Source organism: Mesorhizobium sp. USDA 4132 (genome assembly GCF_056279545.1).
Map to the genome: position 1 here is coordinate 3510686 of NZ_JBWCCP010000001.1, position 18553 is coordinate 3529238.

The window sequence follows — 18553 nt, forward strand, 5'->3', positions numbered from 1 at the left end:
TTACATCGCCATCCAAGAACGGGCGGGGTAAGAGAGACCTGTTGGAATTGGGGAAAGCATGGCTGCACTGTTGAAGATCAGCGGTCTCATCGATCGCGTGAGCGAAATCCTCGGCAAATTTTCAGGCTATATGGTCCTCGCCTGCACGCTCATCAGCGCCGGCAACGCCATCATCCGCTACCTCTTCAACTACAGCTCCAACGGCTGGCTTGAAATCCAGTGGTATCTCTTCGCCTTCATCGTGCTGCTCGGCGCTTCCCACACGCTGCGGCTGAACGAGCACGTCCGCGTCGACCTGATTTACGGCGCCGTTTCCGATCGCGCCCGGCTGTGGATCGATGCGATCGGCCTGATCGTCTTCCTCATTCCGGCCTGCCTTTACCTCGCCTGGCTCTCCTGGCCCTTCTTCTCGCTTTCCTTGGCGCAGGGCGAGGTGTCTTCGAATGCCGGAGGCCTCATCCGCTGGCCGGTCAAGCTGATCATCGTCGCGGGCTTTAGCCTGCTGGCGCTGCAGGGATTTTCCGAACTGGTAAAGCGCATCGCCGGCCTCATGGGCGTCCTCCAGGTCGATACGACCTACGAAAAGCCGCTTCAATAACAAGAATTTCGGGGGAATAAGCCGCTCATGTTCGAATACGGTATAATGCCGCCGGCAATGTTCCTTGGCATGATCATTTTCATGCTCTACGGGTTCCCTGTCGCCTTCTCGCTGTCCGCCGTCGGCCTGTTCTTCGGCCTTCTCGGCATCGCCACCGGCCATTTCGAATTCGCCTTCATGCAGGCGCTGCCGTTCCGCATCTTCGGGATCGTCTCCAACGATCTCCTGCTCGCCATCCCCTTCTTCACCTTCATGGGAGCGGTGCTTGAGCGCTGCGGCCTTGCCGAAGACTTGCTCGAAGGCACCGGCAAGCTGTTCGGCGCCATTCCCGGCGGTCTCGCCTATGCGGTCATCCTGGTCGGCGCCATCCTTGGCGCGATCACCGGCACGGTCGCCGCCTCGGTCATCACCATGGGCGTGATCTCGCTGCCGATCATGCTGAAATACGGCTACAATCCGCGGATTGCGACAGGCGTCATCGCCGCATCCGGCACGATCACCCAAGTCATCCCGCCGTCGCTCGTGCTGATCGTCCTTGCCGACCAGCTCGGCCGTTCGGTCGGCGACATGTATCTCGGCGCGATCGGCCCGTCGATCCTGCAGGTGGTGATCTTCCTGCTGTTCATCCTCGCCATGTCGATCTTCCGCCCGAAGGACGTGCCCGCTTTGCCGCTGGAAGCCCGCGGTGAACTCAATGCGGCGCTGGTCTTCAAGGTCCTCTGGGGCATGATCCCGTCGATCGTGCTGATCTTCCTCGTGCTCGGTACCATCTTCATGGGCCTGGCCACCCCGACCGAAGCCGGCGCTCTTGGCGTCGTCGGCGCCATGGTGCTTGCCGCCATGCACCGCCGCCTCACCTGGGACCTGATCAAGCAGGGCATGCATTCGACCATGACGATCACCTCCATGGTGGTCTTCATCCTGGTCGGCGCCACCTGCTTCAGCCTTGTCTTCCAGGGCATGGACGGCGGACTGTGGATCGAATTCCTGCTGTCTCACGTCCCGGGCGGCGCGGTCGGCTTTCTGATCTTCGTCAACATCTTCGTTTTCTTCCTCGCCTTCTTCCTCGATTTCTTCGAAATCGCCTTCATCGTCCTGCCGATGCTGGCGCCGGTGGCGAACGCGCTTGGCATCGACCTGATCTGGTTTGGGGTGCTGCTCTGCGTCAACATGCAGACCTCGTTCATGCACCCGCCCTTCGGCTTTGCGCTGTTCTACCTGCGCTCGATCGCCCCGAAGAGCGTCAAGACCAAGGACATCTACCTCGGCGCCATTCCGTGGCTCGGCATGCAGCTCATCCTGGTCGGCATCATCATCTTCTGGCCCGAGTCGGTCACCTACTGGCTGGATAAGTCGCCGGACGTCGACCTCAATACGATCAAGATCGAAATCCCCGGCTTCGGCAACGGCAGCGGCAACCAGATGCCGAATTTCGGCTTGCCGCCGATGGACGGCGCTCCGGCCCAGCCCAGCCAGCAGGGACTGCCCGGCATGCCGAACTTCGGCCAGCCCCCGAAGATCAACCCGTAAGGGCGGCTTTTTCCGTCCAGTTGTCGCTAAGTATATTTCCGAAAAAGGAGGACAGGGTTGGCGCCCTGTCCTCCTTTTCTATTATTGCCCAACAGGGCAGGCCGCTCCTCCGATTTCCCCCGGCGACAGCGGCAAACGCAAGCGAAGACGTTGCTTGGAGGCCCGCGTCAAAGGCGTCTTTCGGCCCTTCCTCTACCGAAAAAGCGGTATGCCGGTGGAGGCTCGACGCGAAATCCCGTTGCCGCTAACACTTTGGTAGACGTACTAACCGGCTTACTGAGCGTATAAAACTTGGCGCGGGCGGCATCGCGCGCCGGGTTTGCCGTCGCCAGGCCAGAACCCGGTTTGGCTGGATCGGTCGGGGGCACGACATGCAGATGAACCACGTATTGCCGAATGCGATGTACGTCGTGCGAAGGTCGATCGATCGGACCATAGTCGAGCCGTTGCGGCGCAGACAGTTTGCCAGAGAGAGCGACGTATTCACCCATCGCACCAACCGGGGATACATCTTCAACCTCGATCCTGCACAAAGTATCGACGAGGCTATCTTCGTCGAAGGCTGGTTTGAGGGACGGTTTCTGGAATTCCTGCAAGGCCGCTTCGAGCCTGATGCCGTCGCGCTCGATATCGGCGCGAATATCGGCAACCACGCCATTCACCTCAATCGAGACTTCGCCGAGATCCATTGCTTCGAGCCCAATCCCGATGTCTTCAGGCGGTTGACCGAAAACATTCGCTCGAACCGGCTCGATAACATTCGACTGCATCAGGCGGCTCTCGGCGATTGCGACGACACGCTCATGTTCCGCGAAAATCTCGAAGGCAACCTCGGCGCCAGCGGCTTCGTGGAGGATGACCGGCCATCGGGACATAGCCGTATCCTGCGCCTGCCGGTTTTCGAAGCGGACAAGCTCATCCGGCGCCTCGGAATAACCAGGGTCGATTTCATCAAGATAGATGTCGAGGGGTTCGAGCTGCGGGTTCTGAAAGGACTGCGTTCGACGATCGCCTTCAACCGGCCGATCGTGTCCTTCGAGTTCCACGGCCATCTCGCGGCACCGGATGACTTCGGCAAGCTCGCCGCCTGCCTGCCGGATTACCAGTTCTATGATCTGGAATATGCGCCTGAATCGGCTTCCACACTGGAAAAGCTGAAATGGAACTTCCGCCATGGCGGCGCACCGGTTCTGAACCGGTTCGACCGTCCCGAGCCGCGCACCTACGAAAACATACTGGCATTCCCATCGCAGGATACGTTCAGCCGCTTCACGAACCGCCCTTCGGCCGCCCTTGCCATTTGAACCGATCCCCCGGTACCCGCCAGACAAAAGCCCCGGATCTCTCGATCCGGGGCTTCGATATCAGGAACTGCCTGACCTGTGATCAGAGCTTGCCGTTTCGCTGCTGGATCATCATGAAGGTGTCGTAGGTATATTCCGACAGCTGCATCCAGAGATAGGCTTCCTTCTTGAAGGCGACCTGATCTTCGTAGACCTTCTTGAAATCGGCATTGGTCGCCGAGATGTCCTTGTAGACCTCGAGAGTGGCCTTGTAGCAGGCTTCGAGGATTTCCTGACTGAAGGGGCGAAGCGTCGTGCCCTGCGAAACGATCTGCTTGATCGCCGTGGGGTTCTTCACGTCGTATTTGCCCATCATGTTGGTGTTGGCGAAGGCGCAGGCATCGGTCAGTGCCGCCTGATAGGCCTTCGGGAGCGCATTCCACTTTTCCAGGTTGACGAAGGCATGGATGGTCGGGCCGCCTTCCCAGAAGGCCGGATAGTAGTAGTACTTGGCAACCTTGTAGAAGCCGAGCTTGTAGTCGTCATAGGGGCCGACCCACTCGGCCGCGTCGATCGTGCCCTTTTCCAGCGCCGGATAGATGTCGCCGCCGGCGATCTGCTGCGGCACTGCGCCGAGCTTTTCCAGCACCTTACCGGCAATGCCGGCGATGCGCATCTTGACGCCCTTGAAGTCGTCGACCGTGTTGATTTCCTTGCGGAACCAGCCGCCCATCTGTGCGCCGGTATTGCCGGCGGGCATGCCGTAGATGTTATGCTTGGCATAGAATTCGTTCATCAGCGTATTGCCGTTGCCCTGGTAGAACCAGGCATTGTTCAGCCGGGCATTGAGGCCGAACGGGATGGCGGTGCCGATCGCGAATGTCGGATCCTTGCCGACGAAATAATAGGAGCAGGTATGGCACATTTCGACCGTCGAATTGCTGACGGCGTCCGCTGCCTGCATGGCCGGTACGATTTCGGCGGCGGCAAACGGCTGAATGGTGAAATTGCCATCGGTTGCTGCGGCGACATGCTTGGCGATGTCTTCCGCGCCGCCATAGATGGTGTCCAGCGACTTCGGGAATGAAGACGTCAGACGCCACGTGACTTTTGGGCTCGACTGCGCGATGGCCGGAGCGGCGAGCACCGTGGCGGCAGCTGCACCGGCGCCGGTCACGGCAGCCTTTTTGAAAAATGAACGACGATCCATGAAATACCTCCCAGTAAGACAACCGTAGGGCTTATCTGTTCCCACTCCCCCCGGTCCTGGGGCGAGGTAAACATTTTGGTCTAGCGGTTGCAAGCGCCGGAGCTAATATTCCTCAATGCGGGAAGGTCTTTTATCGTTAGACTTTCGTAGCGTCCCGCCGAAACTGGATTCACCAGACATTTCAAAGGGGCAATGCTTATTCTTTGGGCAACGCCCGACCCGGAAACACGCCTCCAACTTGACTTGAACCGGCCTCCCGCGGCACAACGACATCAGACGCAACAGCATGCTTCGTTGGAGAGCCTGATGCCGAAACCGATCGTCGCCCTGCCCGCCGACATCCGCCAACTGGATGGAGCGATCTGGCATGCGTCGCCGAACCAGTATGTTCAGGCGGCGTTGAAAGTGGCGGACGTGATGACCTTCATCATCCCGGCTTTCGAAGAGGGCAACGAGACCGATACCATCCTCGACCGCGTCGACGGCGTGCTGGTTTCAGGATCGGCGACCAACGTCCACCCGTCGCTCTATGGCAGAGAAGCGACCGACGGCGACGGCCCCTTCGATCCGGCCCGCGACGCGACCTCCCTGCCGCTGATCCGCCGGGCGATCGACCGCGGCATTCCCCTGCTCGCCATCTGCCGCGGCATCCAGGAACTGAACGTGGCATTGGGCGGCACGCTGGCGAGCGAAATCCAGGACCAGCCGGGCATCTGGGACCACCGCAAACCCGATCTGAAGGAACGCGACGACATGTACGCGATCCGCCAGCCTGTGTTCGTTGCCGAAGGCTCCTGCATCGCCAATTATCTGGGCCTGGCAGGCGAGGTCCAGGTCAACTCCCTGCACCGCCAGGCGATCGCCGAAACTGCCCCTCGGCTGAAGGTCGAAGCGACCGCTGAGGACGGCACGATCGAGGCGGTTTCGGTCATCGACGCCAAGAATTTTGCCGTGGGCGTGCAATGGCATCCCGAATACTGGGCCGAAACCGACGCACCATCGCGGGCACTCTTTCACGCTTTCGGCGAGGCTGTCCGCGCCTACGCAGCCCGCAAGACGCGGACCAACGTGGCGGCCTGACGCTCGCGACGTGGCAGCCTGCCGACGGCCAAGCATCAACATGAAGCAGGATATCGGGAAACCTACTCCTCGTCCTCCCCCGGCCTTTCCCCCGCCTCCACATAAGCAAGCTTCAGCATGATCTGCGAGGCCTCGATCAGCGTTTCGCGCTCATCCGGGCTGAGGCAGGCTTCGATTGCCTTTTCCAGCCAGGCGCGGCGGGCGCGGATATCCTCGGAAAGAACCGTGCGACCGTGAGGCGTCAGTGCCAACTCGATTTCGCGGCGGTCCTGCCCGTTGCGACTGCGGCTGATGAGGCCGTCGCGTTCCATCGCCGCGACGATGCGGGTGACTGATTGCGGCTGCAGCCGCTCCTCCAGCGCAAGGCGCCACGCCGGCATCGGCCCCAACCGATGAAGTGTCGCGAGCATGGCGATCGTCGACAGACTGACCGAGCCTTCCGCTCGCGCGGCGCGCAGCCGGCGGCCGAGCAGCAGCACACTGCGAACGATCAGCGTCGAGGCGTCGTCACTGGACATGTGATACGCATTGCGTATTATTATGCCATTGCTCAATCGCGAGCCCGAGGGATGGCGGATGGAAAAGACATTCAATCACGTTGCCGAAGCCTTTCGCTGGTCGACGGAAAAAGAAGTGACGGCGATCGAGATCGTCGTTTCGGCGCTTGCCATGGCAGTACCGGCACTGCTGGTCGCAAAGGGCCATCACATGGGCCTCGGCCTCATCGGCGGCATGGCGATGAGCGGAACCGTAGCGCATGGCAAGTTGAGGGTGCAAGCCGGCAGTGCGGGTGCCGCCTTCGCGACACTGGCGATTGCCGCAGGGCTTGCCTGCCTCGTCGGCCGCCTGGGCATGGCCGGCCAAGTGGCGATGCTTTCGCTGGCGGGGATCGCCGGCATAGTTGGCGGGTTCGACCGGGCGATGGTGGCCGCGTCGATGCGGTTCGTCTTCTATCTCATCATGGTGGGCGGCATCGTGGCGACGACGAGTGCCGATCCGCTGCTGATCTTTGCCGTCGTCATGAGCGGCGCACTCTTCGCGGCGATCCTGCACATAAGCATGTCCGCCGTCGTCGATCGCATCCGCAAGCCTGAAGAAAAGCCGGTCGAAGCCAACCGTGCCCCGACCGCCAGGCAAAAGTTCAATCGGCTGAAACGCTCGCTGGGAGAATGGGCCGGCTGGCAATATCCGATCCGGCTGGTCCTCAGTCTCGGCGCTGTTTTGCTCGCGCACGCGCTTTTTCCCTCCCACGACGTTCACTGGGCGGCGCTGACGCTTGTGCTGCTGGTCGAGCGCCGGCCGGAGCGCATGCCGCGGAAGACGACGCAAAGGGTGATCGGTGTCATCTTCGGCGTCTGCTGCGCAGGCCTGCTTTCATTCCTTGCTCTGCCCGCCTGGGCGGATGTGCTCAGCATCGCCGTTCTTGGCGGCTGCCGACCATTCCTGCGGGCCAGGAACTATCTCGCCTATTCGATCGTCATGACGCCGCTGATGATGATGGCCATGGGCACAGCCGATCAAGTTCTGACGGCCGCCACATTATGGGACCGGCTCTACGCCACCGTCTTCGCCGCATGCCTGGTGCTGTTCGTCAATCGGGTGGCGATCTTTCTGTGGCCGGAGACGGCGGCACCCGTCGCGGCCTAAACCCTTGGCCGGTGCACGCCGGTCGATTGGCGGATGCGCATTTCCGGCTTGATCAGATGGATGCCGTCCGGCTCGTGGCTGCCGGCAAGGCGGTCGAGCAGGGCGCGCGCCGCAAGCCGGCCGACTTCTGTCTGGCCGTTCCACACGGTCGTCAGCGCCGGTGTCGCGATCGACGCCTCTTCCAGATCGTCGTAACCGGTGACGGAGATATCGTGGCCGGGCAACAGCCCGGCGCGGGCGACGCCGTTCATCAGGCCGATCGCTACCAGATCGTTCCAGCAGACCGCGGCCGTCGGCTTCTGCGGCAGGGAAAGGAAATGCACCGCCGCCTCGAACCCGCCCTGCTTCGAACGCGGGCCGGGGATGCGCAGGTTCGGATCGACCTCGATGCCCGCTTTGCGCAGCGCGTTGACATAACCCTGGTAGCGGTCGCGACCGGTCGACGTCTGGTCCGTGCCGCCGATCATCGCGATCACCCGATGCCCGAGGCCGATCAGATGGTTGGTGGCAAGCGAAATGCCGTAGCTGTCGTCGCCGCGATAGGTCGGCAGTTCGACGCCTTCCATCGAACGGGCCACGAGGATGGCCGGCATGCCGTTCTCTTCGGCAAGCCTCATGTCCTCGATCGGCGTGCCGATCGCCGGCGACATGATCACCCCGTCACCGCCGAGCTGCAGCAGCGTTTCAATGAAGGTGCGCTGTTTCTCGACCGAGTCGTAGTGGTTGGAAAGGATGAATGTATGGCGGCTGCGGTCGAGTTCGCTTTCGATCGCCTTCAGGATTTCCCCGTAGAACGGGTTCATGATGTCGTGTACCACGACGCCGATAATGCCGGAACGCGAGGTACGCAGACTGGCGGCCCGGCGGTTGTAGATATAACCGAGCGCTCTTGCCTGTTCCTTGATTTTTTCCCGGGTATCGGCGGCCACGAGCGGGCTGTCGCGCAGCGCAAGCGATATCGTGGCAGTTGAAAGACCAAGGCTCTCGCCAATCGTCGACAACTTGATCTTTTGCGCCATTTCCCCCACCCGCAATGGCCGGCATCGCTATCCGATGCTCGAATTAAACTTTAAATAAACAATTTAATTCCGTGCGACAATCCTGTGACCGCGAAAATCTGGAGGGAAATCAGCCTCTGTCGTCGGAGGATTCGGACTGAAGATTTTGTTCGACAGTCTTCAGGAGCTTGAGGAGGGTTCGGATCTCCTTGTCGGAGAGACCTTTTGCAGCGATCGAGCCGCATTCGGAGACCGAGCGGCCGATCTGTTCGACGGTCTGCAATCCGGCTTCCGTCAGGTGCACCTTGGTAAGACGCCCGTCGGTGCCGTCGGCGCGGCGTTCGAGAAACCCTTGAGCTTCCATGCGGCCAATCGTGCGGGTCATGGTCGGGGCCTTGACGCCGAGCCGTATGGCGAGCTGGCCGGGGGTCATGCCGTCTTCTTCCGCGAGGATCAGGATGACGCCGTCCTGGCCGGCATAAAGCCCGCTTTCGCCGAGGCTGCGGCTGAGTGCTGTGCGCATGGAGCGGGCGGCCTGGGTGATCGCCGGCGCAAGGTCGGTGGCCGACAGGCCTTCCAGTTCCTTCTTCTTGCTGGACTTGGCTTTTTTATCGCCCTTCTTCTTGCTCATTCGCTCCGCCCGTTTTGCCCTAAAGAAGTAGCCGTTATATCTGTGGCGCGCTATCCATATCGAAACCGGGAAACCACCGCCAGATGTCGCACCCTTCGCCACGCTATCATGACAATGATACGACACTTGCGTCCACAGAAAGGCGAGACTGGATCGCCGTCCTGCCGCTCGGCGCCCACGAGCAGCACGGACCGCACCTGCCGTTCGAGACCGACACGCTCATCGCCGAGGGTCTCGTCTCGCGCCTGATCCCTGCCCTGCCTGCCGACCTGCCGGTCACGTTTCTGCCCGTGGAGCCCGTCGGTTATTCGATAGAGCATATGGATGTCGCCGGTACGAAGACGCTTGCCTTCGATGAAGCCGTTTACCGCTGGCTCGGCATTGCCGCCGACCTTCACGCCAAGGGCATCGGCAAGCTGGTGCTGCTCAACGCCCATGGCGGCAATTCGCCGCTCATAACCATCGTCGCGACCGAGGCGCGGGTGCGGTTCGGCATGCTGGTCGTCGCCACAAGCTGGACCCGCTTCGGCCAACCCGCCGGCTGGATCGCCCCGGAGGACAAGGCAGTCGACATCCACGGCGGAGACATCGAGACGTCCGTGATGCTGGCGCTCCATCCGGATAAGGTCGATATGGCCAGGGCCGAAAACTTCCCGTCCCGCCAATCGGACTTTTCCCGCGACTTCAGGCATCTGCGCGCCTATGGCCCGCACGCCTTCGGCTGGAAGATGTCCGACCTCAACTCCAAGGGCGTCGCCGGCAACGCGGCTGCGGCGACGGCGGAACGCGGTGAGATGCTGGTCGCGCATGCTGTGAAGGGGATTATCGAGCTGCTGGAGGATGTGGCGCGGTTTGATGTCGGAACATTAAAGGATAGTTGAATCGACGGCATGACGAGCGTATAGTTGGACTATCTAATTGGTCCAACGGAGCACATCGTGGAAATTTCAGTGAGTGAAGCCAAAGCAAGTCTGACTGAACTCCTTCATCGCGCGGAGGCTGGAGAAGATGTTGTTCTCACGCGAAGAGGTCATAAGATTGCAAGGCTTGTACCCATTGAGCCGGAACTGACGCGTGATCAACGCAGAGCGCTGATCGAAGAGATCAGAGCAATGGCGCCTGCACCCGATGGCAACGACGTACCCGCGGAGCGAAGCCAGGATTTTCTCTATGGTGACGATGGCCTGCCGGCATGATTGTGGTCGACACGTCAGCGTTGATCGCCATCGTCAAGAATGAAATTGGTGCCTTTGACTGCCAAGAGGTGCTCACGAGGGAATCGAAGGTCCTCCTCAACGCCGCCACTCTCACCGAAGCACTGATCGTGGCTCGTGGAAAGAAATGCCTGGCTGGTCTTACCAACCTGATTGACCGGCTTCCCATTACCATCATCGAACTGGATGTTGTAAGAGCAGAACGGGCTGCGGCCGCTTACGCTCTGTTCGGCAAAGGCTTTCACAAGGCTTCGCTCAATTTCGGCGATTGCTTCGCTTATGCGACGGCCAAGGAATTCAATTGTCCGCTTCTCTATGTCGGACAGGACTTCGCCAGAACGGACGTGGTTTCCGCAATCGCGACGCCGTCAGCGTGAGCAACAAGATCACCCGGCATCGGTCGCAATTCCGATGTGATCTTATAACATACAAACCCTTTGAACTCGTCCCGGCTTGCCCTTATATGAGACGAACAAAGCTTCCGCGCCGATCGGGCGCTCTCAAGTCCTCGAGGTTTTCATGACCGAAACAGCCACCGTCAAGCCCGTTCCCGTCACCGTGCTCACCGGTTATCTCGGCGCCGGCAAGACGACGCTCCTCAACCGCATTCTCTCCGAAAGCCATGGCAAGAAATACGCGGTCATCGTCAACGAGTTCGGCGAGATCGGCATCGACAACGACCTGATCGTCGAGTCGGACGAAGAGATCTACGAAATGAACAATGGCTGCGTCTGCTGCACCGTGCGCGGCGACCTCATCCGCGTCGTCGAGGGACTGATGCGCCGCCCGGGCCGCTTCGACGGCATCATCGTCGAAACCACCGGCCTTGCCGATCCGGTGCCGGTCGCCCAGACCTTCTTCATGGATGACGACGTGCGCGCCAAGACCGAGCTCGATGCGGTCGTCGCCCTCGTCGATGCCAAGCACCTGCCGCTGCGCTTGAAGGACAGTCGCGAAGCCGAAGACCAGATCGCCTTTGCCGATGTCGTCGTCATCAACAAGACCGATCTCGTTTCCTCGGAAGAACTGGCGATCATCGAAGACGTCGTGCGCGCCATCAACCCGACCGCGCGCGTCTACAAGACCACCCGTTCCGGCGTCGATCTCGCCCGCGTGCTCGATCAGGGCGCCTTCAATCTGGAGCGCGCGCTCGAAAACGATCCGCATTTCCTCGACCACGGCCATGACGACCATGTCTGTGGCCCGGACTGCGACCATGACCATGGGCATGACCACCATCATCATGATCACGACCATCATGCACATGACCATGATCACGATCATCACGGCCATGATCACCACCACCATCACCACGGCGAAATGTCGCCGATCCATGACGTGACGGTGAAGTCGATCTCGCTGCGCGGCGGCGAGATGAACCCGGAACGGTTCTTCCCCTGGATCCAGAAGATCACCCAGACGGACGGCCCGAGCATCCTGCGCCTGAAGGGCATCATCGCCTTCAAGGGCGACGAGGAACGTTATGTCGTGCAGGGCGTCCACATGATCGTCGAGGGCGATCACCAGCGGCCGTGGAAAGACGGCGAAAAGCGCGAATCGCGCCTCGTCTTCATCGGCCGTGATCTCGATGTCGACAAGATCGAGAAGAGCTTCAGGGCATGTGAGGTAGCGGCATGACGCCGAAAAGTGTGAAGCGGTTTTCGGACCACATCATGCCCTGGAGAAATGCTGCCTGATGCCGACAGTCGCACCGCTTGATCTCGAAGGCCATGTCGTCGCCGCGCATTTCCTCGGCGACGTTCCATTCTTCGCCACAGCCGCCGGCACCATCCACCGCCTCGATGGCGGCGAGAAAGTCACGGAGGCCCATCAGGGTCTGCTGACCTGCATCCGCGATCCCTTCAGCGCCACGCTGCTGACCGGCGGCGAGGACGGCAAGGTGATGCGCATCGGAAGCAATGGCGAGGCGACCCTGATCGCCGAAGCTCCCCGCAAGTGGATCAGCGTCATCGCCGGCGGCCCGCAGAATGCGGTTGCCTATGCGCATGGCAAGTCCAGCTTCGTGAAGCAGAGCGACGGCACGCTGAAGGAATTTCCCGAAGAGCGCAGCGTCGAAGGCCTCGCCTTCGCCGGCAAGGGTCTCAGGATCGCGGCTGCCCGTTACAACGGCGTCTCGCTGCACTGGATCGGCACCAATGCCCCGCCGGTCGATCTCGAATGGAAGGGCGCCCACAACGCCGTCACCTTCTCCCCGGACGGACGTTTCCTGGTGACGACCATGCAGGAAAACGCCCTGCACGGCTGGAAGCTCGACGGCAAGCCGGGCGAAAACCGCCATATGCGGATGACTGGTTATCCGGCCAAGGTGAAATCTCTCTCCTGGTCGCCGAAGGGCAAATGGCTTGCCTCGTCGGGCGCGCCGGCGGCAATCGTCTGGCCGTTTTCGGCAAAGGACGGCCCGATGGGCAAGGCGCCGCAGGAACTCGGCACCCGCGCCAATATCATGGTCACGTCGGTGGCCTTCCATCCGGCCGAGGAAGTGCTCGCCATCGGTTTCATCGACGGCATGATCCTTGGCGTCAGGCTTGCCGACGCAAAGGAAGCGCTTCTACGCCGGCCCGGCAAGGGCGGCATAACTGGATTGAGCTGGAGCGCCAGCGGCAAGCTCGTCGCCTTTTCCTCCGATGCCGGCGATTGCGGCGTCATCGATATTGCAGCCTGAAAGCTTGCAGCACGAATAACCGCGGCGGAAAAATCTCCGCCGCGGCCTGGTCCATGCGAGGATGGGCAGGCAGCGTGTATGAAATGGTATGGGTGTCAGGCTGTACTGCCTGCCCGATCGCTCCGGTTTTTTTTCCGAAAGGCGGGTAACGGATGGTCTGGATCCGAAACCTTGAACCTTTCGGCGGTCGGCGCCCTGACGGCGCCTTCCTCACCTTTACGACCATCACGGGCCCGGATGCTCTCCGTGGGATGCGACCCGGTTCGCGACCCGGCCCCTGCCCTATGACGCGACCACTATAACCGCGCCGGCGCAGGCGGGGATGCCGGGGAATTCTTTCAACGGGAATTTGCTTCAAACGAAAAGGGAATTTCCGTTCGCCGCGGCGAAATCATCCCCTCATTCACGCCGCGTGGCGGTCTTCCTCGAACGTATCGATGCCGTCGCGGCCGTTGCGCTTGCGCGCGTAAAGCGCCTGGTCGGCCCGCTGCAGCAGGGTTTCGAGGTCGCCGGGGCCGCATATTTCGGTCGCCACGCCGATGCTGAGTGTCGGCTGCACGACAAGGCCCTCCATTTCCGCGAGGGAAGCGGCAAAGGCGGCACGGATCTCCTGGGCAGTCTCAACTGCCTTCTCGACCGGGCATCCCTTGAGGACGATCACGAACTCGTCGCCGCCCTGCCGCGCGAAGAGGTCGTGGCTGCGCAGGTGCAGAGACGCGGAGGATGCGAACCGCCGCAGCACTTCGTCGCCGATCGCATGACCATGCGTGTCGTTGAGCTGCTTGAAACGGTCGACGTCGATCAACATCAGGGCGACCGGCCCGACCTCCAGGCCGGCATAGCAGCGCATCAGCCCGCCGCGGTTGAGCACGCCCGTCAGGGCGTCGCGATCCGCCAGATGGGTGAGCTTGTTTCCCGCCCGTTCGGCCGCCATCAGATTGATGACGATGCTTCGCAATGCCAGGAAAGGCGCCGCCCAGAGCCCAAGCCAGGCATCGGCGCCGTTGCCGGAGGCAAACAGGCCGCCTTCGCCGATCCAGCCCGTCACCGCCAGAAGGGCGCGCGCTGCAAAGATGGCGGCAGTCGGCATGTAGATCGCAGCGACCAGCCATGCCGACCGCAGCCTTTCCTGCCGTGCGAGGCGAATACCCTCCAGCATCACCAGGAGATCGCCGAGGGCACAGACGAGCGAGAAGATGGCGATGCGCGGCGCGGTACTGGCATCGTCCCGCCACAAGAGGATCAGCGGCGTCGAAAGAACGGCAAGGATCAGCCAACTCAGGCCCCAGCGCGCCGGACGACCGCCGAAAAGACGGACGGAGACGATCAGCAGCAGATAACCGACCAGGATCAGGTTGTTGCCGATCAGGATCGAGACGACGTCCGGCAATACGTTTCGCAGACCGACGCTGAACAAGCCGGCTCCGATGACGATGCCGCTGGCGCTCCACCAGAACAGCCAGCGTTCGAACCGGCCGCTGGAATAGGCGATCATCTGGACGATGCCCAGGACCGAGCAGGTCATAGCCGAGACGATATAAATCGTCCGCAGATCCAGCATGAAACACCCCCAATGGCGACGCGGGGCATAATAGCGTTGGGCGGTTACGATTCGGTTTGTCCGGTCGTTCAAGTTTATTCGAACTGGCTTCAAACGACGCGGACGGCGCCGATGATTTCCGCGAGCACGTTGTGCAGGTCGTCGCGATAACCGCTGCGGGCTGAGGGGCCGCTTTCGTCTGACGTCATCACCACGGTGACGCCGAGCGACGGCACGATATAGAGCATCTGCCCGCCATAACCCCAGCCGAACTTGACCTCCTCTCCGCCGATATTGCGCAGGAACCAGCCGTATCCGTAACCGTCGCCGGAAAAGCGCGAATTGGTGCGCGGCGTCCAGGACTGGTCGATCCAGTCCTTCGAGACGACCTGGCGGCCGTCCTTCGTCTTGCCGCCGCGGCGGTAGAGTTCTCCGAAGGCCAGTAGCGAGCGGGCGGTCATTGCCATCTGGTTGCCACCGAAATAGATGCCTTGCCGGTCTCGTTCCCAGGACCCGATCCGGAAACCGTCGACCGGCTCCAGCCATTCGCGCGCCAGCGCCAGCGTCGATTTCTTGGCGACTTTGGTGAGGATCGCCGAGAGCAGATGCGTCGAGGCGGTGGAATAGAGCATCGAACCGCCGGGATCGTCGTCGAACGGCTGTGCGAGCGCGAACTGCACCCAGTTGCGGCTCGCAACCCAGCGGCCGTAGTTCGGCCCCGACAGCCGCCCGAGCCCGGCCTGCATCGAAAGCAGGTTACCGATGGTGATCGCGTGGATGCGCGGATCCGGATCTGCCGGCAGGTCGGCCTTCAGGATCGGCGCGATCTTCTGGTCCGGCCTCTCGAGCAGCCGGCGGTCGATAGCGATGCCCGTCAAAGCCGAGATGATCGATTTCGAGGCCGATTTGATGTTGGTCGAAGCGCTCAGCGAATGACCGTTGAACGCCCGCTCGGCAAGCATCTCGCCATTGCGGGCGACGAGCACGACCTTCAGCGGCTCCAGTTCCGCCGCGCCGCCGAGCACGGTATCGAGCGTCACCGGCGGCTGCGGAACAGGGACCTGGGCAAGGCCGCGGGCCGCAGTCAAGGCGAAAGGGAGGGACAGGAGAGTTGCGCGGCGTGTGATCATGCAGCGAAGCTAGGACGGCCAGGCGGCCGAGACTATGGCGGAAAGGGTGGATTCACGCAGAGATGATGGGACGTGAAGCCATTTCCCCGCACATGGACAACCGAATATGCGGCTTGCCCCTCACCCCGCCTCCGCTTCGCTCGGCGCACCCTCTCCCCGCAAGCGGGGCGAGGGAAACTGCGACGTCGCGGCACATATCCTTCTCCCCGTCCTGACGGGGAGAAGGTGCCGGCAGGCGGATGAGGGGCAAAGCGACAGCCGCGACACCCCATTCCCGAAAAGCCATTCTCATCCACGGTGGAGCGAAAACAGAAAGCAGTGTATTGGACCATCCCGACCGTCTTGATCGTTGCGTATCCGATTCCCTCACTGGACCGGACCCGCAGCGCGGGGACAGCCGTTTATACGATCGGATAGGACATGGCCAAGGCACCCAAGACCGAACATTCTGAACTTGCCGGCGAATTCACCGACGACGGCATTACCGTGCTGGTCGATATCTACCGCCCTGCCGGCACCCAGGGCGACTGGACGCTCGAAGTCATCACCGAAGAGGATGACGTCACCACCTGGGAAGAGCCGTTTCCGACCGACCGTGAGGCCTTCGACGAGTTCCTGGCGACTGTCGAGCGCGACGGCATCCGCTCCTTCTTCGGCGAACCCGAACCCAATCCCGCGGTACATTGATGAAGAATGTCGAAGACCTCACCACATCCGCCAAGACCATGCACGACCGCTATGCCTCGGGCCGCATGGACCGCGAAATCGTCCGCCAGTGGGTGTTGGGGCTGAGCATGTATCCGGAACCCTATGGCCGGCACATCCAGGAGGCGGCCGCATGGTTCAAGCCTTCCCGTGACGACCTGGATCCCGTGGAACTGAAGATCGCCGACCTTGCCAAGCTGCAGGCGATCTATCGGCCGTAAGACACCTCAAAGTCCCGCTTCGGCAAACACCTTGACGGTCCAGTCGAGGAAGACGCGCACCCGCGGCGAGAGCTGGCGGTTCTGCGGATAGAGCGCCGAAAGCGGTGTCGGTGACGGCGGGAAATCGGCAAGCACCTCGACGAGCACGCCCTCGTCGATATCCCGCTGCAGGCGATAGCGCGGCGCCTGCATGAGGCCAAAACCGCGGCGGGCGAGATCGACCATCGTGTCGGAATTGTTGACCGTCAGCCGGCTCGGAAGGGTGACGTAGCGCACCTCGTCGCCGACCATGAATTCGAGCGGCATGATCTGGCCGGTGCGCGACGACAGGAAGCCGATGGCGAAATGCCCCTCCAGCGCATCCGGTGATTTCGGAAGCCCATGTTTCTCGACATAGGCGCGGCTGGCGCAGGTGATTTCGGTGATGGTTCCGAGCCTGCGCATGATCAGCCCGCTGTCGTCGATCTCGCCCGCCCGGATGACGCAGTCCACGCCTTCGCGAACGAGATCCACCAGCCGGTCGCCCTGGCCGATCTGCAGGTCCAGCAGCGGATAGCGGTCAAGAAACTCGTGAAGGCGCGGCAAAAGGAAGGTGCGGGTCAGGAACCCGTGTGCATCGACCCGCAGCAGGCCGCGCGGCTGCGCGTCCCGAAAGATGTTCTCCGCCTCGTCCACCTCCGCGAGGATCGCAAGGCAACGCTCGTAGAAGGCCCGGCCGTCCAGCGTCGGAGTGACGTGGCGCGTCGTCCGCTCCAGCAGCCGCGTGCCGATCCCCTCCTCGAGCTGCTTGACCGCTTCGGTGACGGTCGAACGGGCAAGGCCGAGATCCGCGGCCGCAGCGGAAAAACTGCGCCGTTCGACAATCCGGACAAAGAGCTGCATGCGGTCGAGACGATCCATGACCTTGTTCACCACAGGCGAATTCTGATGTCAATTCATCGGCAATTGTTCTTGTTCGGTGTCAGCAATATCTCCTGTCCACCAACCAAGGAGAGATCCCATGACCATCAACGGACAACGCGTCGCGATCGTTACCGGCGCTTCGAAGGGCATCGGCAGAGCCATCGCGCTCCGCCTCGCTGAAGACGGCATCGCCGTCGTCGTTAACTACGCGACCAGCCGGCAGTCCGCCGACGAGGTCGTCGCACAGATCCAGGCGGGTGGCGGCAAGGCCGTCGCGGTGCAGGCGGATGTCGGCAGCCCGACCGCCGCCGCAACGCTGTTCGACGCCGCGGAGCAAAACTTCGGCGGTGCCGACATCCTCGTCAACAATGCCGGTGTGATGCGGCTTGCTCCGCTCGCCGAGATGGACGACGAGACTTTCGAATTTCAGCTTGCTACAAACCTGACCGGCACGTTCCGCGGCATCCGAGAGGCAGGCAAGCGGCTGCGCGACGGCGGCCGCATCATCAATTTCTCGTCGAGCGTGGTCGGTGTCTACGGGCCGGCCTATGGCGGTTATGCCGCCACCAAGGCCGCCGTCGAAGCGATGACCCACGTTGCCTCCAAGGAACTCGGGCGGCGGAGGATCACCGTCAACGCGATCGCGCCCGGCCCTGTCGAAACCGAGATGTTCATGACCGACAAGTCTGACGAACTGGTCCAGAACATCGTCAAATCGATCCCGCTCAGCCGCCTCGGCCAGCCGCAGGAGATCGCCACCGTCGTCTCCTTCCTCGCAGGCCCGGACGGCGGCTGGGTCAACGGCCAGGTGCTGCGCGCCAATGGCGGCATGATCTGAAACACCAAAACCAAAGGATAGAACAATGCCATTCGTGAACATCAAGACGCCCGAAGCCGCACTCAGCAAGGCCCAGAAGCAGGAGATCGTCCACCGCATGACCGAGATGCTGGTCGAATACATGAGCGAGGCCGCGCGGCCCCACACAATGGTGCTGATCGAGGAGGTCAAGGACGGCGGATACGGCCGCGCCGACGAGATTTTCGTGATCCCGGACGCCTATCGCGCCAAAGACGGCGCTTGAAATATCGGACGCTCACGCTCTCACCTGGTCCCCCACCGGGCGGGAGTGACTGGCTAATATTCGTTGTCGACGCGACACCGCCGCTCTGCATGCGTTGA

At 61.7% G+C, this 18553-nt stretch carries 22 protein-coding genes; 14 read left to right on the plus strand and 8 right to left on the minus strand.

The window, feature by feature from the left end; translation table 11 throughout:
- Nucleotides 1-58 precede the first annotated feature (58 nt).
- A complete protein-coding gene (locus ACZ9IU_RS17845; RefSeq protein WP_038545260.1) occupies nucleotides 59-598 on the plus strand; it encodes a TRAP transporter small permease subunit in 540 nt (179 codons plus the stop codon).
- A 27-nt stretch (nucleotides 599-625) separates the two neighbouring features.
- Complete coding sequence (locus ACZ9IU_RS17850; RefSeq protein ID WP_038545262.1) at nucleotides 626-2128, plus strand: TRAP transporter large permease; 1503 nt, start codon at nucleotides 626-628, stop codon at nucleotides 2126-2128.
- 167 nt (nucleotides 2129-2295) lie between these two features.
- On the opposite strand, the gene ACZ9IU_RS17855 is transcribed toward ACZ9IU_RS17850, so the two are convergent.
- Nucleotides 2296-2898: a hypothetical protein gene (locus ACZ9IU_RS17855; protein WP_244447553.1), complete on the minus strand. Its 603-nt coding sequence runs from the start codon at nucleotides 2896-2898 to the stop codon at nucleotides 2296-2298.
- Between ACZ9IU_RS17855 and ACZ9IU_RS17860 the strand changes: the two genes are divergently transcribed.
- On the plus strand, nucleotides 2785-3432 hold the full coding sequence (locus ACZ9IU_RS17860; protein WP_244447526.1) for an FkbM family methyltransferase: 648 nt from the start codon (nucleotides 2785-2787) through the stop codon (nucleotides 3430-3432). The two genes, ACZ9IU_RS17855 and ACZ9IU_RS17860, sit on opposite strands and share 114 nt — an antisense overlap.
- A gap of 82 nt (nucleotides 3433-3514) precedes the next feature.
- Here ACZ9IU_RS17860 and ACZ9IU_RS17865 read toward each other — a convergent pair whose 3' ends face one another.
- Nucleotides 3515-4621, minus strand: coding sequence for a TRAP transporter substrate-binding protein (locus ACZ9IU_RS17865; protein WP_038545268.1), 1107 nt, complete (start codon nucleotides 4619-4621; stop codon nucleotides 3515-3517).
- Nucleotides 4622-4927: 306 nt separating this feature from the next.
- Here ACZ9IU_RS17865 and ACZ9IU_RS17870 point away from each other — a divergent pair, with 306 nt between their 5' ends.
- Complete coding sequence (locus ACZ9IU_RS17870; protein WP_038545271.1) at nucleotides 4928-5701, plus strand: gamma-glutamyl-gamma-aminobutyrate hydrolase family protein; 774 nt, start codon at nucleotides 4928-4930, stop codon at nucleotides 5699-5701.
- Nucleotides 5702-5763: 62 nt separating this feature from the next.
- On the opposite strand, the gene ACZ9IU_RS17875 is transcribed toward ACZ9IU_RS17870, so the two are convergent.
- Nucleotides 5764-6219, minus strand: a complete 456-nt coding sequence (locus ACZ9IU_RS17875; RefSeq protein ID WP_038545274.1) for a MarR family winged helix-turn-helix transcriptional regulator — start codon at nucleotides 6217-6219, stop codon at nucleotides 5764-5766.
- Between the two features lie 58 nt (nucleotides 6220-6277).
- On the opposite strand from ACZ9IU_RS17875, the gene ACZ9IU_RS17880 reads away from it, so the two are divergent.
- Nucleotides 6278-7348, plus strand: coding sequence for an FUSC family protein (locus tag ACZ9IU_RS17880; RefSeq protein WP_038545277.1), 1071 nt, complete (start codon nucleotides 6278-6280; stop codon nucleotides 7346-7348).
- Here the strand turns inward: ACZ9IU_RS17880 and ACZ9IU_RS17885 are convergent.
- The gene (locus ACZ9IU_RS17885) at nucleotides 7345-8367 is read right to left on the minus strand and encodes a LacI family DNA-binding transcriptional regulator (RefSeq protein ID WP_038545280.1); all 1023 of its coding nucleotides are present in this window, start codon (nucleotides 8365-8367) and stop codon (nucleotides 7345-7347) included. The two genes, ACZ9IU_RS17880 and ACZ9IU_RS17885, sit on opposite strands and share 4 nt — an antisense overlap.
- Before the next feature lie 109 nt (nucleotides 8368-8476).
- Nucleotides 8477-8977 (minus strand): MarR family winged helix-turn-helix transcriptional regulator, encoded by a 501-nt coding sequence (locus ACZ9IU_RS17890; RefSeq protein ID WP_038545282.1) that lies wholly within the window; start codon nucleotides 8975-8977, stop codon nucleotides 8477-8479.
- Nucleotides 8978-9060: 83 nt separating this feature from the next.
- Here ACZ9IU_RS17890 and ACZ9IU_RS17895 point away from each other — a divergent pair, with 83 nt between their 5' ends.
- The 5 genes from ACZ9IU_RS17895 (at nucleotide 9061) to ACZ9IU_RS17915 (ending at nucleotide 12874) form a co-directional block, all read left to right on the plus strand.
- Nucleotides 9061-9858 carry a creatininase family protein gene (locus ACZ9IU_RS17895; protein ID WP_038545285.1) on the plus strand — a complete coding sequence of 266 codons (798 nt, stop codon included), beginning with the start codon at nucleotides 9061-9063 and terminating at the stop codon, nucleotides 9856-9858.
- A 57-nt stretch (nucleotides 9859-9915) separates the two neighbouring features.
- On the plus strand, nucleotides 9916-10173 hold the full coding sequence (locus ACZ9IU_RS17900) for a type II toxin-antitoxin system Phd/YefM family antitoxin (RefSeq protein ID WP_038589646.1): 258 nt from the start codon (nucleotides 9916-9918) through the stop codon (nucleotides 10171-10173).
- On the plus strand, nucleotides 10170-10568 hold the full coding sequence (locus tag ACZ9IU_RS17905; RefSeq protein ID WP_038545288.1) for a type II toxin-antitoxin system VapC family toxin: 399 nt from the start codon (nucleotides 10170-10172) through the stop codon (nucleotides 10566-10568). Before ACZ9IU_RS17900 ends, ACZ9IU_RS17905 begins: the two co-directional genes overlap by 4 nt.
- A 142-nt stretch (nucleotides 10569-10710) precedes the next feature.
- A complete protein-coding gene (locus ACZ9IU_RS17910) occupies nucleotides 10711-11829 on the plus strand; it encodes a CobW family GTP-binding protein (RefSeq protein ID WP_038545290.1) in 1119 nt (372 codons plus the stop codon).
- 58 nt (nucleotides 11830-11887) lie between these two features.
- Nucleotides 11888-12874 (plus strand): WD40 repeat domain-containing protein, encoded by a 987-nt coding sequence (locus tag ACZ9IU_RS17915; protein ID WP_038545293.1) that lies wholly within the window; start codon nucleotides 11888-11890, stop codon nucleotides 12872-12874.
- A gap of 403 nt (nucleotides 12875-13277) precedes the next feature.
- On the opposite strand, the gene ACZ9IU_RS17920 is transcribed toward ACZ9IU_RS17915, so the two are convergent.
- Nucleotides 13278-14435: a GGDEF domain-containing protein gene (locus ACZ9IU_RS17920; RefSeq protein ID WP_038545296.1), complete on the minus strand. Its 1158-nt coding sequence runs from the start codon at nucleotides 14433-14435 to the stop codon at nucleotides 13278-13280.
- Nucleotides 14436-14524: 89 nt separating this feature from the next.
- Nucleotides 14525-15544 (minus strand): serine hydrolase domain-containing protein, encoded by a 1020-nt coding sequence (locus tag ACZ9IU_RS17925; RefSeq protein ID WP_038545299.1) that lies wholly within the window; start codon nucleotides 15542-15544, stop codon nucleotides 14525-14527.
- A gap of 420 nt (nucleotides 15545-15964) precedes the next feature.
- On the opposite strand from ACZ9IU_RS17925, the gene ACZ9IU_RS17930 reads away from it, so the two are divergent.
- A complete protein-coding gene (locus tag ACZ9IU_RS17930) occupies nucleotides 15965-16231 on the plus strand; it encodes a hypothetical protein (protein WP_037077316.1) in 267 nt (88 codons plus the stop codon).
- Nucleotides 16231-16470 (plus strand): hypothetical protein, encoded by a 240-nt coding sequence (locus tag ACZ9IU_RS17935; protein WP_038545302.1) that lies wholly within the window; start codon nucleotides 16231-16233, stop codon nucleotides 16468-16470. The genes ACZ9IU_RS17930 and ACZ9IU_RS17935 overlap by 1 nt, the downstream gene beginning before the upstream one ends.
- 6 nt (nucleotides 16471-16476) lie before the next feature.
- On the opposite strand, the gene ACZ9IU_RS17940 is transcribed toward ACZ9IU_RS17935, so the two are convergent.
- Nucleotides 16477-17370 (minus strand): LysR family transcriptional regulator, encoded by an 894-nt coding sequence (locus ACZ9IU_RS17940; protein ID WP_038549608.1) that lies wholly within the window; start codon nucleotides 17368-17370, stop codon nucleotides 16477-16479.
- A 100-nt stretch (nucleotides 17371-17470) separates the two neighbouring features.
- Here ACZ9IU_RS17940 and ACZ9IU_RS17945 point away from each other — a divergent pair, with 100 nt between their 5' ends.
- A complete protein-coding gene (locus tag ACZ9IU_RS17945) occupies nucleotides 17471-18211 on the plus strand; it encodes an SDR family oxidoreductase (RefSeq protein WP_038545307.1) in 741 nt (246 codons plus the stop codon).
- Between the two features lie 25 nt (nucleotides 18212-18236).
- On the plus strand, nucleotides 18237-18455 hold the full coding sequence (locus ACZ9IU_RS17950) for a tautomerase family protein (protein WP_038545310.1): 219 nt from the start codon (nucleotides 18237-18239) through the stop codon (nucleotides 18453-18455).
- Nucleotides 18456-18553 lie beyond the last annotated feature (98 nt).

Coding starts and splice junctions, on each gene's coding strand:
- ACZ9IU_RS17850 (WP_038545262.1), top strand. CDS start 626: ATGTTCGAATACGGTATAATGCCGCCGGCAATGTTCCTTGGCATGATC.
- ACZ9IU_RS17895 (WP_038545285.1), top strand. CDS start 9,061: ATGTCGCACCCTTCGCCACGCTATCATGACAATGATACGACACTTGCG.
- ACZ9IU_RS17935 (WP_038545302.1), top strand. CDS start 16,231: ATGAAGAATGTCGAAGACCTCACCACATCCGCCAAGACCATGCACGAC.
- ACZ9IU_RS17945 (WP_038545307.1), top strand. CDS start 17,471: ATGACCATCAACGGACAACGCGTCGCGATCGTTACCGGCGCTTCGAAG.
- ACZ9IU_RS17940 (WP_038549608.1), bottom strand. CDS start 17,370: ATGGATCGTCTCGACCGCATGCAGCTCTTTGTCCGGATTGTCGAACGG.
- ACZ9IU_RS17910 (WP_038545290.1), top strand. CDS start 10,711: ATGACCGAAACAGCCACCGTCAAGCCCGTTCCCGTCACCGTGCTCACC.
- ACZ9IU_RS17845 (WP_038545260.1), top strand. CDS start 59: ATGGCTGCACTGTTGAAGATCAGCGGTCTCATCGATCGCGTGAGCGAA.
- ACZ9IU_RS17915 (WP_038545293.1), top strand. CDS start 11,888: ATGCCGACAGTCGCACCGCTTGATCTCGAAGGCCATGTCGTCGCCGCG.
- ACZ9IU_RS17890 (WP_038545282.1), bottom strand. CDS start 8,977: ATGAGCAAGAAGAAGGGCGATAAAAAAGCCAAGTCCAGCAAGAAGAAG.
- ACZ9IU_RS17905 (WP_038545288.1), top strand. CDS start 10,170: ATGATTGTGGTCGACACGTCAGCGTTGATCGCCATCGTCAAGAATGAA.
- ACZ9IU_RS17880 (WP_038545277.1), top strand. CDS start 6,278: ATGGAAAAGACATTCAATCACGTTGCCGAAGCCTTTCGCTGGTCGACG.
- ACZ9IU_RS17875 (WP_038545274.1), bottom strand. CDS start 6,219: ATGTCCAGTGACGACGCCTCGACGCTGATCGTTCGCAGTGTGCTGCTG.
- ACZ9IU_RS17885 (WP_038545280.1), bottom strand. CDS start 8,367: ATGGCGCAAAAGATCAAGTTGTCGACGATTGGCGAGAGCCTTGGTCTT.
- ACZ9IU_RS17925 (WP_038545299.1), bottom strand. CDS start 15,544: ATGATCACACGCCGCGCAACTCTCCTGTCCCTCCCTTTCGCCTTGACT.
- ACZ9IU_RS17920 (WP_038545296.1), bottom strand. CDS start 14,435: ATGCTGGATCTGCGGACGATTTATATCGTCTCGGCTATGACCTGCTCG.
- ACZ9IU_RS17950 (WP_038545310.1), top strand. CDS start 18,237: ATGCCATTCGTGAACATCAAGACGCCCGAAGCCGCACTCAGCAAGGCC.
- ACZ9IU_RS17870 (WP_038545271.1), top strand. CDS start 4,928: ATGCCGAAACCGATCGTCGCCCTGCCCGCCGACATCCGCCAACTGGAT.
- ACZ9IU_RS17855 (WP_244447553.1), bottom strand. CDS start 2,898: ATGCAGTCGAATGTTATCGAGCCGGTTCGAGCGAATGTTTTCGGTCAA.
- ACZ9IU_RS17865 (WP_038545268.1), bottom strand. CDS start 4,621: ATGGATCGTCGTTCATTTTTCAAAAAGGCTGCCGTGACCGGCGCCGGT.
- ACZ9IU_RS17930 (WP_037077316.1), top strand. CDS start 15,965: ATGGCCAAGGCACCCAAGACCGAACATTCTGAACTTGCCGGCGAATTC.